Here is a 14,301-nt window from a genome sequence, read left to right as displayed (position 1 = left end):
CGGGGCTCGAGGTCATCAGTTGACCTCGAGCCCCGCGGTGTTTCTGGGTTCAGTCGTCCATCAGTTCGGCTTCGATGATGTCGTCATCCTCGCCCGGACGCGGCGCCGGGGCGGCAGCCGGTCCGTCACTGGTCAGGACCAACGAGTCCCCGTCGACCGCGACATCCACCCGGACGATGTCTCCGTCGCGCACGCCGCCCGACAGCAGCGCCATCGCCAGGCGATCCTGAATCTCGGACTGGATGAGACGGCGCAGCGGACGAGCACCGAACACCGGATCGTAGCCCCGCTCGGCGAGCCACCCTCGCGCGTCCGGGGTGACCGCGAGGGTGAGTCGACGCTCCTGAAGGCGCTGCTGCAGTCGGTCGACCGTGAGTTCGACGATCTGGGCCAGGTCATCCTGCGAGAGCGCCTGGAAGATGACGATGTCATCGAGCCGGTTGATGAACTCGGGCTTGAACGCCTGGCGCACCAGAGCCAGCACCTGTGACCGCTTCTGCTCCAACGGCATCGTCGGGTCGATGAGAATCGGCGATCCGAGGTTGGAGGTCAGAATCAGGATGACGTTCGTGAAGTCGACGGTGCGCCCCTGACCATCGGTGAGACGTCCGTCATCCATCACCTGCAGCAGGATGTCGAACACCTCGGGGTGCGCCTTCTCGACCTCGTCGAGCAGCACGACGCTGTACGGACGGCGCCGCACGGCCTCCGTCAGCTGGCCGCCCTGTTCGTACCCGACGTATCCGGGAGGGGCACCGACCAGGCGTGAGACCGAGTGCTTCTCGCCGTATTCCGACATGTCGATCCGCACCATGGCGTGCTCATCGTCGAAGAGGAACGCGGCGAGCGCCTTCGCGAGCTCCGTCTTGCCGACACCCGTGGGGCCGAGGAACAGGAACGAGCCGGTCGGACGGTTAGGGTCGCTGATCCCGGCGCGCGATCGGCGCACGGCATCCGCGACAGCCTTCACCGCCTCCTTCTGCCCGATCAGGCGCTTGCCGAGCTCGGCCTCGAGATGCACGAGCTTCTCACTCTCGCCCTGCAACAGACGCCCTACCGGAATACCGGTCCATCCGGCGATGACAGCCGCGATGTCCTCCTCGGTGACCTGCTCGTTCACCATGCGGTCCTCGCTCGGCTCCATGCTCTCGGCTTCGATGATCCCGCGCTCCAGCGCCGGGATCTCGGCGTAGAGCAAGCGCGATGCGCGTTCGAGGTCACCCTCACGCTGTGCACGCTCGGCTTCGATGCGCGCGGCATCCAGGCGCGTCTTCAACTCACCGACGCGGTTGAGGATCGACCGTTCGGTCTCCCACTTCGCCTGCAGCTCCGAGAGCTTGTCCTGCTCACGCTTCAGGTCCGCGCGCAGCTTCTCAAGGCGCTCGCGCGACGCGTCATCTTTCTCCTTCTTGAGCGCGAGCTCTTCGAGCTTCAGCCGGTCGACGTGGCGTCGCAGCTCGTCGATCTCCAGCGGCGCCGAGTCGATCTCCATCCGCAGCCGGGATGCCGCTTCGTCGATGAGGTCGATGGCCTTGTCGGGCAGCTGCCTGCTCGGGATGTAGCGGTGCGAGAGCGCCGCCGCGGCGATCAGCGCGCTATCCGAGATCGCGACCTTGTGGTGTGCCTCATAGCGCTCCTTGAGGCCGCGGAGGATCGCGACGGTGTCTTCGACGTTGGGTTCGCCGACGTAGACCTGCTGGAAGCGGCGCTCGAGCGCGGCATCCTTCTCGATGAACTCGCGATACTCGTTGAGGGTCGTCGCCCCGATCATGTGAAGTTCACCGCGAGCGAGCATCGGCTTGAGCATGTTGGATGCCGCGACCGATCCTTCGCCACCGCCCGCGCCCATGAGCACGTGGAGTTCGTCGATGAAGGTGATGATCTGACCTTCGGAGTCGGTGATCTCCTTAAGCACCTTCTTGAGACGGTCTTCGAACTGCCCGCGGTACATGGCGCCGGCGACCAGCGCCGAGATATCGAGCGCGATGAGCTCCTTGCCCCGGAGGCTCTCGGCAACATCCCCCGCCACAATGCGTTGAGCGAGACCCTCGACGACGGCAGTCTTGCCGACGCCCGGTTCGCCGATGAGGACGGGATTGTTCTTGGTGCGGCGGGTCAGGACCTGGCTGATACGCCGGATCTCGGCATCCCGCCCGATGACGGGGTCGAGTTTGCCCTGGCGGGCACGGTCGGTGAGGTTGATGCCGAACTGTTCGAGCGCAGTCTGCTGCTCGTCCTGGTCAGCCATCGGTGTGGTCTGCATGATGCCTCCTGTGCGGCGACGTGGTGGCGGTCCGACCGCCGAAATCTGTGTGGGCTCAAACTTGAGCCGTTCTGACTCAAGTTTATCACCGCCCGGTCGATTCGGGAAGGGCTTCGCCTGCGGGCGGGAGCTCGGGATGGCCGGGTTCGCCTGCGGAGCCCTCCATCACGGGTGCGCTCCGGTACCGCCGCGGTCGCCCTACCGCCGGCTTCCGCTGCACCGCGTCATGCCGATGACGGCGGCCGCCACTCAGGGGCGGCAACGGTCAGTGCTCAGTTGCCGAGACTGGGGTAGATCGTTCGGAGGTGGTTGAGCACATCCCCGGTGATCTCGGTCTGCGAGCTCGTTGTACCCGAACCGGTGACCGTCACCCAGAGCGGCGACGCAAAAGCGTAGACGGTCGTGACCATACCGAGGGCGTCGTCGCGCTCCCATGTGTACGCCGGCGCGGTACCGATCAGCGTGCCCGTGAAGACGCTGGAGCCGAGGGCAGTGGTGAGAGTATCTCGGGATGCCTGCGGCAGCGCAGCGACGACGACGGTGAAGGCGCCGTCGCTCTGCGGAATACCCCAGATGCACCCGATCTGCTGTGTCGCCTCGCTCAGCGCGTTCTCGGCGATCGGGCCCGCCATGATGCCGGCGAACTCCCCCGGCCCGAGCTCGGCGATGAACTGCGCATCAGCACCAAACTGCGCCTGTGCGACGGCGAGATCGAGCAGATCGGTGCACACGAGAGCGTCGAGATCGATCTCGTCCACGGGCGGGTCGGTCACCGGTGGCCCGTCGGAGGTGGCATCCGGGGACGGCGCGGTCGAGACGGATGCCGAAGGCGTCGGGTCGGTCTCACTCGCGGGGGCGCACCCGACCAGAGCAACGCTCAGCGCGGCAACGCCAGCCCATACCGACATCCGCGATGCTGCCACGTGTCCCCCACCCCTCGACATGGCCAGAGTGTATCGGAGGCACAGCGACCCATCCGGCCTCGTTGCCCGATCGTTGCCCCGCCCACGAGGACGGCCTCAGCCCGTCGGTGCGAGATCCCGTGAACCCGAGGGGAAGCGAGCGCGATACGCAGTGGGCGTGATGCCGAGGACTCGCGCGAAGTTCTGCCGCAGCACCGCCGCGGAACCGAACCCGCTCTCCCACGCGATGCGGTCGAGCCCCAGGTCGGTGCGCTCGAGCAGCCGCTGCGCGTGGATGATGCGCTGGCGGGCAAGCCACGCCGCCGGCGTCGCGCCGAGATCCGCCTTGAAGCGTCGCGCAAACGTCCGTGGCGACATGTGCGCCCGCGCAGCGAGCTGCTCCACGGAGAGATCGGAACGCAGGTTCGCGAGCATCCAGTCCGTGACAGGAGCCAAGGAATGGGATGCCGCGACAGGCAAGGGCTTGTCGATGAACTGAGCCTGTCCACCATCGCGCTGCGGGGCGACGACCATCCTGCGCGCGATGCGGTTGGTCGCCTCCGCGCCGAGCTCCTGTCGGAGCAGGTGAAGGCAGGCATCCAGCCCCGCAGCCGTCCCGGCACTCGTGATGATGCGACCGTCCTGCACGTACAGAACATCGGGGTCGACCTCGATCTGCGGATACATCTGCGCCATGGTGTCGGAATACATCCAGTGGGTGGTCGCGCGTCGACCGTCGAGAACTCCCGCCGCCGCGAGCACGAACGAGCCACTGCACACGCTCATGAGCCACGCTCCGCGCTCCGCTGCGCGCCGAACAACCTCCGACACGCGAGTGTCAGCCTCCTGCCATCTGTCGCGCGGTACCGGTGTCACGATCACGAGGTCGGCGGTCTGTGCGAACTCCAGGCCTTCGTCGACCGTGATGGAGAAGCCGAGGTTGCTCGGCACGAGGCCCGGTTCGGCCGCCACGATGCGGAAGTCGAACCCTCGGATCCCGTCGGCGGAGCGGTCGAGACCGAACGCCTCGCACGCCAGGCCGAACTCGAAGGGCGCGAACCCCGGCTGAACGATCGTTGCAACGGTGCGGATCATGATGACTCGACTCTCGACAGTCCACCCTGCGGTGGCATGAATCCTTCGAAGTATGGTCATTCCGCCACTCGTGGCCGGAATGAGTTGATCATAGCGTTTCTGACATGATGACTCTGCTTCTCGTGTCAGCCCTTGCCGTATGGGGCTTGCTCGCAACGATTCGCGCCGTCCGCACCGACGGCTTTCGCCGCCAGCCGACCGACACCCGCCGCGTACCGTGACGGCGACGGCGACGGTTCACCGCTCGGCGTGCCGGACCTTCGCTGCCTCGTACACCTCGAGCATGGCCGCGGTCCGCGACGACTGGCGGAATCTCTCGGCGATCGACGGGTCGGGCACGGGTGCTGCGCCGCTGCGGATATCAGCGACGGCGGTTCGCAAGACATCAGCAAGGCTCTCGGTCGCGCCATCCGGAACCGCCCACACCCCCGACCCGAGCTCTGCCACGAGGTCTGGATCGCAAACGATCGATGGGGTTCCCAGCGTCGCAGCCTCGAAGATCGTCATGCCCTGCGTCTCAAACCCAATGGACGTCTGGACGAGCGCGTCGGCCGACCGGATGCGTCGCAGCGTTTCGCGGTACGGCAACGATCCGAGGAAGAACACCGACGCACGGGCACGCTCGGCCACCCGCTGAGCGGCAGCCCGCTGCGCGCCGTTGCCGATCACTTCGATGTCGGCCTCGATCCCCGACGCAACCACTGCCTCCAGGAACGGAATCAGACGCTTCTCGGGACTCATCCGTCCCACCCACACCAGGCGCGGAGGCCGGGACTCGGCACGCCCGCGCGGGGATGAGAGGGCCAGGGCCAGCTCGTCGTCGTCGATGCCGTTCCACACGACATCGACATGGGGAGCGACGCGATGGGCCTCGAGGCGGCGCGCGAAGTGGGCCGAGGGCGCCGTGACGGCATCGGCCGACGATGCCAGCATCCGCAGGTACGCCCAACCGTCGGCGCCCGCATCGGCAGGTTCCGACAGCGCCCGGCGACCCCAACGGTTCAGGACGCGCAGCACAAGGTTCGGGAAGGGAGCAACGGCACGGATGCCGACATCGACCCGGTTGTGGAACGTGAACACCACGGGAAGATCGTTGCGGCGGGCAAAGCGCAGGCCGAGGAAAGCTCCCCAAAAATCGCCCTGTACGTGCACGATGTCAACAGGTGGACGTCCGGCCATGACCGCGTCGACGGCGCGATCGGCGCGCGCATTCGGCCACGTCATCGCGTACTCGCGATCGAGCGTCACCGGGATGGACGGCAGATCGGCGTAGCCCGGATCGTCAGCGCGCAACCCTGAACGCGGTCCGTGCCGACGCGGGGCGACGATCGTGACGGTGTGACCGGCCTTCTCGAGAAATCGGCGCTGTAGTCGCATCGAAACCTGTGCGCCGCCGAGCGTCTCGGCGTGCTGGTCGCCGAACATCACGACGTGCATGGCTACTCCGGAACGGGTTCGCCGCGGTACAACGCTTCGAAGGTGTCGAGCGTGCGGTTGATGTCATGGATCGCGACCGCGTCAAGGGAGGCCTGCTGCATCCGGCGGCGCTCGTCGGGCTCGGCGGTGAGCACATCCGTGAGGCGCGCCGCCAGCTCGTCGGCGTCGCCCGGGGTGAAGAGGTATCCGTTCTCGCCGTCCTGGACGAGGTGTGGCAGCGCGACGGCGTTGGCCGCGACGATCGGGAGACCCGAGGCCATGGCCTCCATCGTGGCAATCGACTGGAGTTCGGCGATCGAGGCGATCGCGAAGACAGTCGCCCGCGAGTACAGCGCCCGCAGCTCCTCCTCAGAGGTGTGACCGTGGAAGGTCACACGATCCGCGAGACCCAGATCACTGGCTAGCGCTTCGAGGCTCTTGCGCTGGTCGCCGCCACCGACGATGTCGAGCGTCGCCCCGAGGGCGGGATCGAGCTTTGTCATGGCTCTCAGCAGGACATCGATCTGCTTCTCGTTGGTGAGTCGACCGACGAACAGCACGCGCTTGTCGGGGCGAGCGGTGAAGTCAGGCGTGTAGTTGTTCATGTCGATGCCGCAGGAGATGGGGATGACCCCCGTGATTCCCGTTGCCCGCTCAAGGTAGTCGGCGGCGCGGCGCGTGGGAGTCGTGATCACGCGGGTGAGTTGGAACGTCCGGTTCGCATCGGCCCACGCCCACCGGATGATCGTGTCGTTCCACGACTTCGGCATCGCCGAGTAGTCGAGGATGTTCTCGGGCATGACGTGGTTGGTCGCGACGACGGGGATCCCACGCTCGCACGCGATCCGGGTGAGGGCACGACCGATCACGATGTGCGACTGAATGTGAACGACATCCGGCTTCACCTCGTCCAGCACGATGCGGGAGTAGTGCTTCGCGCGCCACGGCCAGACGAACCGCAGCCAGTCGTGTGGGTACCACCGGTAGGAGTGGATGCGGTGAACGGTCATCTCCTGACCCTCGATCACCTCACGGAAGACGCCATGCTGCGCCCAGGTCTTGCTCGGGGCCATGACGTGAACGTCGTGCCCGCGGGCGACGAGGCCGGCAGCGAGCCGCTCCGCAAATCGCGCGGCACCGTTGACGTCAGGAAAGAAGGTATCGGCACCGATGAGCACGGTGAGGCGGCCGTCGCCACCGGTATGGTCGCCGGTCGGCGAGCCGTCGGACGCGTCGAGGGAAGTCACAGAGGGGGCTGCCTTTGCTGAACGGCGGTCGCACCGCGGGATGCGGCGTCACAACTGTACCTGAGCGACCCGAACGGTCCCGGGAGGCGCTCCACCGAGCCGGACCGATCCGACGACCGAGATCAGCGTCAGGAATGAGTCGATGACACCCATGAGCGAGGGGGATCGGGCTGCCGCGGATTTCTGGGCCGCAGGCGCTTCACCGCGGGCGGGTGCGGCCTTATGGTGATCCCGGACGATTCACTCACCACGGCGCATGACGGATGCGTCGACAGCCGGTTCCGGGAGAAAAGCATGGGAGACGCGATCGGAGCGGTACTTCCGCTCGCGGTGGGCATCGCCATCAGCCCGATCCCGATCATCGCCGCCATCCTCCTGCTGGTTTCCCCGAAGGCTCGTACGGCCGGCGCCGGGTTCGCCCTCGGATGGATTGTCGGCATCCTGACCGTCGTCGTGCTCTTTTTGGTCTTCGCGGCGGTGATCCCCTCACCGACCGTCGGTGGAACTCGCCCCGTGCCGGGAACCATTCACCTGGTTGTGGGCATCGTGCTGATCGGTCTGTCGGTTCGCCAATTCCGCTCGGCTGCCCGGACGCGCAATGGAGACAGAGAACTCCCGGCCTGGATGCGCGCCATCGACAGTCTCGGGTTCTGGGACGCGGTGGGGCTGGGCGTCCTGCTGGCCGCGGTGAATCCGAAGAATCTCCTGCTCGGCGCTGCAGCAGGAGTCGCACTCGGCTCATCCGGGGTTCGCGTGAGCGATGCAGCCGTCGCCATCCCGGTGTACGTCCTCGTTGCAGCATCGACGATCCTGGTCCCGATCATCGGCGTCCTCGTCGCGGGTGATCGGGCACACCAGCCCCTCGACGCGCTGCGGGCGTGGCTCGAACGAGAGCACACCGTAATCATGGGCTTCGTCCTGCTGATCCTCGGTGTCGTCGTGCTATCAAAGGGCATCACCTACTTCTGACCTGTTCCTCCTCATTCCTCACACCCACCCGAAAGGACCCACCATGACTGAGTTCCGCTATGGACCGGTCGAGCTCTACCTCGTCGGTTTCGACGGCGACCGCCCGAGCCCTGACACCATCTCCGCGCTCGCGGAGCTCCTGGAAGGCGGTCTCGTACGCCTTCTCGACTTCGTGATCGTGTCGAAGTCCGAGTCGGGCGATGTCGAGGTCATCGAGATCGAAGACCAGACCGAGGAGTATGGCTTCGGCGGTATCGAGCTCGCTGAGATCGGCATCACCGGCGAAGAGGACATCGCCGAGCTCGTCGAGCTGGTCGAGCCGGGCTCGTCCGCGGCAATCGTCGCTCTCGAGCTGCTCTACGCACGCCGACTCGCCGACCGACTCGCCGCCTCCGGTGGCGTCGTCCTCAGCGCCGAACGCATCCCCGCCCCCATTGTCAACGCCGTCATGGACCTGGCCGAACAGGCCTGAGAAAGAGGAGATCCAACATGATCAGACGAGTCGGCCGTCCCGGCCTCATCGGCCTCGCCGCACGCACCGCCGTCGTCGCGGGCACCGCCAGTGCGGTATCGGGCGCGATGTCGAACAACCAGCAGAAGAAGGCCCAGGCGCAGTACGAGCAGGAGCAGTACCAGGCAGCTCAGCAGCAGGCTGCGATGCAGCAGGCTGCCCAGCAGGCCGTCGCTGCGCAGATGGCGGCAGCTCCCGCACCGGCTCCCGCCGCGCCGGCGGCGCCCGCTGTCGATGTCGTTGCCGAGCTCCAGAAGCTCGCGGCGCTCAAGGACGCAGGCGTGCTCTCGGACGACGAGTTCGCTGCGGCAAAGGCCAAGCTCCTCTCCTGAGATCACACGGGAGGGTCGCCGGCAGCGTCTGCGGACTCGGCCGGCGACCCTTCGTCATTCTCCGTGGCGGCGTCGACGCCTGTGTCGTCGCGGGGAGCTTCTGTTGAGTCATCAACCGGCGCAGCATCCCGATCTCCACTCAGCCACCGCAAGACCCGCGCGTTCGGGTCGGCCTCCAGAATCAGCGCACGCACGAGCAGGGTCAGCGGAATCGACAGGATCGCCCCGAGCGGACCGATCACAAACGTCCAGAAGATCACCGAGAAGAAACTCAGCGTGAGGCTGAGGCTGACGGCATCCGCAACGAACTTCGGCTGGACGAGCACCTGCAGCACGACGTTCACGATGCAGTAGATCGCGATGACGGCCAGAAACAGCGGCCACCCCCCGACGACCAGCGCGAGAACAGCTGGCGGAATGAGGCCGAGGATGAACCCGATGTTGGGGATGAAGTTGGTGACGAACGCCAGGATCGCCCAGACCACCGGCGCCGGTACTCCGATTGCGGCGAGCGCGATGCCGTCGATGATGGCGACGATCGCACCGAAGATGGCGTTGACGATGTAGTAGCGCCGGGTTCCGACCGTGAAGGTGCGAACCCGGGCGAGTGTCCCGTCGACCGCGGAACCGAAGACAGCCCGGAGTCGGTTGTACCGGGCAGCGTCTGCGGCCATGAAGATGACGTAGGCGAGCACGAAGAACAACCCGATCGCGACCCCGACGACCATCCCCGACACCGATGTCGCCACGCTGAGCAGGCGCGAGGGTTCGAGGAAGGACGCGAGGGTGTCGGCAGCCTGCCGGTCCCAGCCCATATCGGCGAGCCACTGCTCGATCCCATCGACCGTGGTCTGCAGCTGCGCGACGTAGTTGACGACGAGGCGCGCGAACTGCGTTCCCGCGAACAGAAGGAGAAGCGCCATCGCGGTCAGGATCACGTACGCGAGCAGGATGACGGCGGTCGTGGCGGTCCACATCGGCCATCCGCGCCGGCGCAACAGCCCCTGCAGGGGATGGCAGATGATCACGATCACTGCCGCGAGCGCCAGCGGGCCGACGATCTCCCGGGCCCAGGAAAGCCCGACGAGGACGACCACAGCCGCCGCCAGGCCGATCAGCACCCGCAGCATCGGCGACGAGCTCGAGGGCACTTCGGAGGGCGGGGCGGAACTCACGGCGTCAGGTTACCGCGCCGCCCTCGGAACCGGCCGTCATGAGGGGGTCTGAGGCGGCTCGGCCTCGCGGTGGTGCGGAAGGGTCTTCTCGGCATCCTGTGGAAGAGCCTTCACCAGAGCCTCGACCTGCCGCGAGAGAGCACGAACCTGGCCACGGGTCGCGGTTTCCTGATCGTCGCTTCCCGATACCGTCGCGGCCCGCTCGACGAACCAGGACGCGGTTGTTGCGGTGACGACACCGACGACGCCGATTCCCACTGACATCAGCACGACGGCGACGACCCGGCCCCAGGCCGTGATGGGGTACAGGTCCCCGTAGCCCACGGTCGTGACCGTGACGAATGCCCACCAGATCGCGTCACCGAAGTTGAGGATGTTCGCCCCGGGCGCGGGGCGCTCGACGTCCAGGACCGCGAGCGAGCAGATCCAGATCAGGATGGCGACAGTACCGCCAGCCAAGACGGCGGCCTGAGTACGAAGCTGGTCACCCTTGGACATCTTCTGGATCTCGGTGATCGCGCGAACCAGCCGCAGAGGCTTGAGTACTGGCAGGACCACGACCGCGAGGTCGAAGAGATGACTCCGGAACCAGACGCCCTTCTTCGCTGCCAGCCCGAGCCGGACCAGATAGTCGATCGCGAACATAAGCCAGGTCACGGCCATGATGGCCCGCATGATGGCGTAGTCCGGCCCCTGGAGATTGGCGATCACCTGCCACGAGTAGGCGACGATGAAAGCGAGGGATGCGACGACCAGGGGCCAGTAGGTCAGTCGTTGCCAGCGTTCTTCGGTCATGATCTGAGAGTAGTGAGACTCACGGTGTGGGCTGAGGTTGACAGGCCACGCGTCCAACGGCGCCGCCGCGACAGTTCCCCACCAGCAGAGGTGAGGATGCCGCGGGGCGCCGCTGGATCGAGCTCAGGCGAGTGCCTTCGCCTTGATCTTCTCGAAGTCGTCCGCCGTGATCGTGCCGGCGTCGCGCAGCTGCGCGGCCTTCGCGATCTCATCGGTCGCGCTCGCGCCTGCCGCAGACCGGATGTAGGCGTCGGTCTCCCGACGCGCTGCCTCAGCCTGTGCGACGCTCCGCTGAGCCATTCCCTTTCCACGCGCGATGAGGTAGATCAGCGCGGTGAGGATGGGAACGAAGATCAGGAAGATGATCCAGACCGCCTTGGCGAAACCGCCCAGGTTCTGGTCGCGCACGAGGTCGGCGAGGATCGAGAAGAGCAGGAACAGGTAAGCGACGAAGACGTACGCCCAGAGCATCCAGATGATGAATTCCCAAAAGTTCATCGGGTGGGGTCCTTCCATGGTCGGCGCGACGATCGCGCCTGAACAACCTTCGGGCCGCGGGGAATGAGGCACATCACCCTTCCGGGGTGAATCGCGAAGTGGCGCTCGCTCGTAGACTCTCGCGACGTGACCATCAGACCTCTCGCCGGCCTCACCGCCCGCTCCGTCGGTCGGGAACTGCTCGCGGGAGTAACCCTGCTTGCGATCGCCGTGCCCTTGAACATCGGATACGCCCAGATCGCGGGGCTGCCTCCGACGGCCGGACTCTACGCACTGATCGTGCCGACGATCATCTTCGTTGCCGTGACCTCCTCACGCCACGTCGTCGCCTCCCCGGACGCTGCGGCGGCTGCGCTGGTCGCCTCATCCGTCGGGGGGCTCGCGGTCGCCGGGTCTGATCAGTACCTGGTCATGGCTATGGCGCAGGCGATCATCTCCGGCATCGCCTTCGTCGTCATGGCGGTGTTCCGGCTGGGGTTCCTCGCGAACTTCCTCTCGGCGCCGATCCTCGTCGGCTTCGTCGCGGGGCTTGCCCTCGACATCCTGGTGTCGCAGATCGCGAAGATGCTGGGGGTGCCGATCGCGTCCGGATCCGAGTTCATCGAAAAGCTCGTGCAACTGGTCGAGGGGCTTCCCCAGCTGAACGTGTGGGCGCTGTGCATCTCGGCGGGGTCGCTGGTGATCCTGCTGGTGGGCAGGCGCTGGCTCCGGGTGGCACCGTGGGCGCTCGTGGTGATCGTGGTCTCGACGGTCGTCGTATCCATCACCGACGCCGACCAGGCGGGGGTCGATGTGCTGGGCGAGGTGACCGGTGGCCTGCCCACCCTGACCTGGCCGATCCTGGATTGGGGGACCTGGATAGCCCTCGTTCCGTCGGCTCTCGCGCTCACCCTGGTCACGGTGGCCGAGGGGTTGCTGCTGTCGCGTTCGTATGGCGAGCGGCATCGCTATCGCACCGACCCCAATCGGGACCTGCTCGCCTTCGGTCTCACCAACATTGCGGGCGGGGCAAGCGGTAGCTTCGCCATCGGGTCTTCAACCTCGCGCAGCGCCGCAATGGAGCAGGCCGGTGCCCGGTCCCAGCTGCCCTCGCTCGTGACAGCAGCCGGTCACGCTCCTGGTCGGCACGATTGCCGGAATCGCCGTTGCGTTCGTTCTCGCCCTGATCAATGTCACGCGACGCGCGGCATCCGCACCGGTCGATGTTCTCGCCGGGGCCGAGGACGGCGGCGCGATCCTCGAGACGGCGGAGCCGGGCACGACCACGGCTCCTGGCGTGGTGATCCTGCGGCTTGCGGCACCCTTGTTCTTCGCGAACGCCGCGAGCTTCGTCGGGGCCGTCAAGGCAAGCGTCGGCGCCGCCGGCACGCCCGTCCACCACGTCGTGATCGATCTGGAATCGGTCACGGATGCCGACGTGACAGCCGCCGAGGCGATGACGGGACTGCGGGACTGGTTGGCAGCGCGAGATATCCAGCTCGCCTTCAGTCGGCCCAGAGAACACCTGCTCCCCCGGTTCCGTCGGCTCGGGATCATCTCGGCAGAGCCCGTTTTTGCCACCAACCGTGACGCCGCCGACGCGCTTTCGACCGGGGCGGCGCCGTCGGCCACCGGCGAGCCTTCCGCCTAGGGTGAGCGTCATGGATTCCACTCCGAACCCGTGGGCATTCGCTGCAAGCTCGCGCACGCTCGTCGCCCTCTCGATCCCCGCCGCGCTCATCGGCATCCTCTCGGGGGTCATGCTCTGGGCGCTGGATGAAGTCGCACACCTCGGTACCCAGTGGGTGTGGGAGTCGCTGCCGGAGTCACTGGGCGCGAGCGGCGAATCTCCCTGGTGGATCTTCGGCGTCCTCGCCCTGACCGGATTCCTCGTGGGACTCGTCGTCTGGAAGATGCCCGGGCACGGTGGCCAGGACTCCGCGACCGTCGAGCTCATCGCGCCGCCCCAGCCCGTGCGTGCGGTCCCGAGCATCATCGTCGTCATCCTGCTGACGCTGATCGGTGGCGTGAGTCTCGGCCCCGAGAGCCCCATCATCGCCATCAACACGGCCCTGGCGGTGTGGATCGTGACGCGGTTGTGGCCCGCGATCCCCGCGCAGCTCGTCGTGATCCTCACGGCTGCCGGCACGATCGGCGCGCTGTTCGGCACGCCGGTGGCTGCAGCGCTCGTCTTCACGGGAGCCCTTGCCTCCGGCGGCGGTGCGCTGTGGGACAAGCTGTTCCTCCCGCTCGTGGCAGCCGCGACGGGAACCGTCACATCGCTTGTCCTCGGCGGCGGACTCGGCGCGGTCGCGAGCATCGCGCCGTACACCGATCCGCAGGCCATCGACCTCGTCTGGGCATCCGTCATCGCCGCGGTCGGCGCCGCGATTGCCCTCATCGGAATCATCGCGTTCAAGGCCCTACACCCGTTCCTGCGCCGACGGATGCCGAACCCGCTGCTCCTGAGCATCGCCGGCGGACTGCTGCTCGGCGGACTCGGCGCGCTCGGCGGCCCCCTCACGCTCTTCAAGGGTCTGGAGCAGAGCGCTCAGCTGATCGCCCTGAATGGCACGATCGGCTGGGCAGGACTTCTCGCGGTCGTCGGCATCAAGCTTGCCGCTCTCGTGGTGGCGGCATCCTTCGGTTTCCGCGGTGGGCGCGTGTTCCCGGCGATCTTCCTCGGCGTCGCGTTCGGGATGCTTGCCCAGACTCTCGTGCCATCGATCCCGTTCGGCCTCGCGATCGCCAGCGGCGTGCTCGGGTTCACGCTCGCGATCGCCCGCGACGGCTGGATCGCGCTGTTCGTCGCCGTCGCCATGGTCGGCGACATCGGCATCCTCGCGATCATGTGCGTGGCGATCCTGCCGACGTGGCTGGTCGTGGCGCGGGCGCCGGAGATGATCATCGAGGATCACCCGGCGGATCGAGTGTCTACCGCCGCGCGGTGATACCTGTCACGCCGCGTTGATGTCAGTCTCGAGGGCAGCGGCGTTTCGGATGAAGAGGATGATCCACGTGAAGACGAGGAGGCCCGCGACCGGCGCTTGACCCCTGATCTTGGACACGCTGATTCCAGCACGATGCTGGGGAAGCGAGAATCCAAGGGATGGCTAGGA

At 66.7% G+C, this 14,301-nt stretch carries 13 protein-coding genes and 1 pseudogene; 6 read left to right on the top strand and 8 right to left on the bottom strand.

What is annotated here, in order from left to right; all coding sequences use genetic code 11:
- Positions 1-49: 49 nt before the first annotated feature.
- From ACQVDU_RS07775 to ACQVDU_RS07755, 5 genes are all read right to left on the bottom strand, one after another.
- Positions 50-2,263: an ATP-dependent Clp protease ATP-binding subunit gene (locus ACQVDU_RS07775; RefSeq protein WP_443476769.1), complete on the bottom strand. Its 2,214-nt coding sequence runs from the start codon at positions 2,261-2,263 to the stop codon at positions 50-52.
- 272 nt (positions 2,264-2,535) lie between these two features.
- The gene (locus ACQVDU_RS07770; protein WP_443476768.1) at positions 2,536-3,207 is read right to left on the bottom strand and encodes a hypothetical protein; all 672 of its coding nucleotides are present in this window, start codon (positions 3,205-3,207) and stop codon (positions 2,536-2,538) included.
- A gap of 75 nt (positions 3,208-3,282) precedes the next feature.
- On the bottom strand, positions 3,283-4,260 hold the full coding sequence (locus ACQVDU_RS07765; protein ID WP_292707190.1) for a GlxA family transcriptional regulator: 978 nt from the start codon (positions 4,258-4,260) through the stop codon (positions 3,283-3,285).
- 237 nt (positions 4,261-4,497) lie between these two features.
- Complete coding sequence (locus tag ACQVDU_RS07760; protein WP_443476767.1) at positions 4,498-5,697, bottom strand: glycosyltransferase; 1,200 nt, start codon at positions 5,695-5,697, stop codon at positions 4,498-4,500.
- 2 nt (positions 5,698-5,699) lie between these two features.
- Positions 5,700-6,923, bottom strand: a complete 1,224-nt coding sequence (locus tag ACQVDU_RS07755; RefSeq protein WP_443476766.1) for a glycosyltransferase — start codon at positions 6,921-6,923, stop codon at positions 5,700-5,702.
- 294 nt (positions 6,924-7,217) lie between these two features.
- Here ACQVDU_RS07755 and ACQVDU_RS07750 point away from each other — a divergent pair, with 294 nt between their 5' ends.
- From ACQVDU_RS07750 to ACQVDU_RS07740, 3 genes are read left to right on the top strand one after another with little or no spacing between them, the layout of a single operon-like run.
- Positions 7,218-7,892 (top strand): GAP family protein, encoded by a 675-nt coding sequence (locus tag ACQVDU_RS07750; RefSeq protein ID WP_300593497.1) that lies wholly within the window; start codon positions 7,218-7,220, stop codon positions 7,890-7,892.
- 43 nt (positions 7,893-7,935) lie between these two features.
- Positions 7,936-8,364 (top strand): DUF6325 family protein, encoded by a 429-nt coding sequence (locus tag ACQVDU_RS07745; RefSeq protein WP_300593500.1) that lies wholly within the window; start codon positions 7,936-7,938, stop codon positions 8,362-8,364.
- 17 nt (positions 8,365-8,381) lie between these two features.
- Complete coding sequence (locus tag ACQVDU_RS07740; protein ID WP_300593503.1) at positions 8,382-8,735, top strand: SHOCT domain-containing protein; 354 nt, start codon at positions 8,382-8,384, stop codon at positions 8,733-8,735.
- A gap of 2 nt (positions 8,736-8,737) precedes the next feature.
- Here the strand turns inward: ACQVDU_RS07740 and ACQVDU_RS07735 are convergent, their stop codons facing one another.
- The 3 genes from ACQVDU_RS07735 to ACQVDU_RS07725 all read right to left on the bottom strand — a co-directional run bounded on the left by ACQVDU_RS07735 (position 8,738) and on the right by ACQVDU_RS07725 (position 11,203).
- Positions 8,738-9,910 (bottom strand): AI-2E family transporter, encoded by a 1,173-nt coding sequence (locus ACQVDU_RS07735; RefSeq protein ID WP_443476765.1) that lies wholly within the window; start codon positions 9,908-9,910, stop codon positions 8,738-8,740.
- Positions 9,911-9,946: 36 nt separating this feature from the next.
- Positions 9,947-10,705 carry a potassium channel family protein gene (locus ACQVDU_RS07730; protein WP_443476764.1) on the bottom strand — a complete coding sequence of 253 codons (759 nt, stop codon included), beginning with the start codon at positions 10,703-10,705 and terminating at the stop codon, positions 9,947-9,949.
- A 123-nt stretch (positions 10,706-10,828) separates the two neighbouring features.
- Positions 10,829-11,203, bottom strand: coding sequence for an SHOCT domain-containing protein (locus ACQVDU_RS07725; RefSeq protein ID WP_292707164.1), 375 nt, complete (start codon positions 11,201-11,203; stop codon positions 10,829-10,831).
- A 126-nt stretch (positions 11,204-11,329) separates the two neighbouring features.
- Between ACQVDU_RS07725 and ACQVDU_RS07720 the strand changes: the two are divergent.
- The 3 genes and pseudogenes from ACQVDU_RS07720 to ACQVDU_RS07710 form a co-directional block, all read left to right on the top strand.
- Positions 11,330-12,247 (top strand): annotated as a pseudogene (locus ACQVDU_RS07720) (SulP family inorganic anion transporter); the annotation flags it as partial.
- Positions 12,248-12,479: 232 nt separating this feature from the next.
- Positions 12,480-12,833 carry a sodium-independent anion transporter gene (locus ACQVDU_RS07715; RefSeq protein WP_443476931.1) on the top strand — a complete coding sequence of 118 codons (354 nt, stop codon included), beginning with the start codon at positions 12,480-12,482 and terminating at the stop codon, positions 12,831-12,833.
- A gap of 10 nt (positions 12,834-12,843) precedes the next feature.
- A complete protein-coding gene (locus tag ACQVDU_RS07710) occupies positions 12,844-14,133 on the top strand; it encodes an ion channel protein (protein ID WP_443476763.1) in 1,290 nt (429 codons plus the stop codon).
- Positions 14,134-14,301 lie beyond the last annotated feature (168 nt).

It is taken from the genome of Microbacterium sp. F2, from assembly GCF_052274505.1.
GTDB lineage: Bacteria > Actinomycetota > Actinomycetes > Actinomycetales > Microbacteriaceae > Microbacterium.
This window is presented reverse-complemented; position numbering and strand designations above follow the sequence as displayed.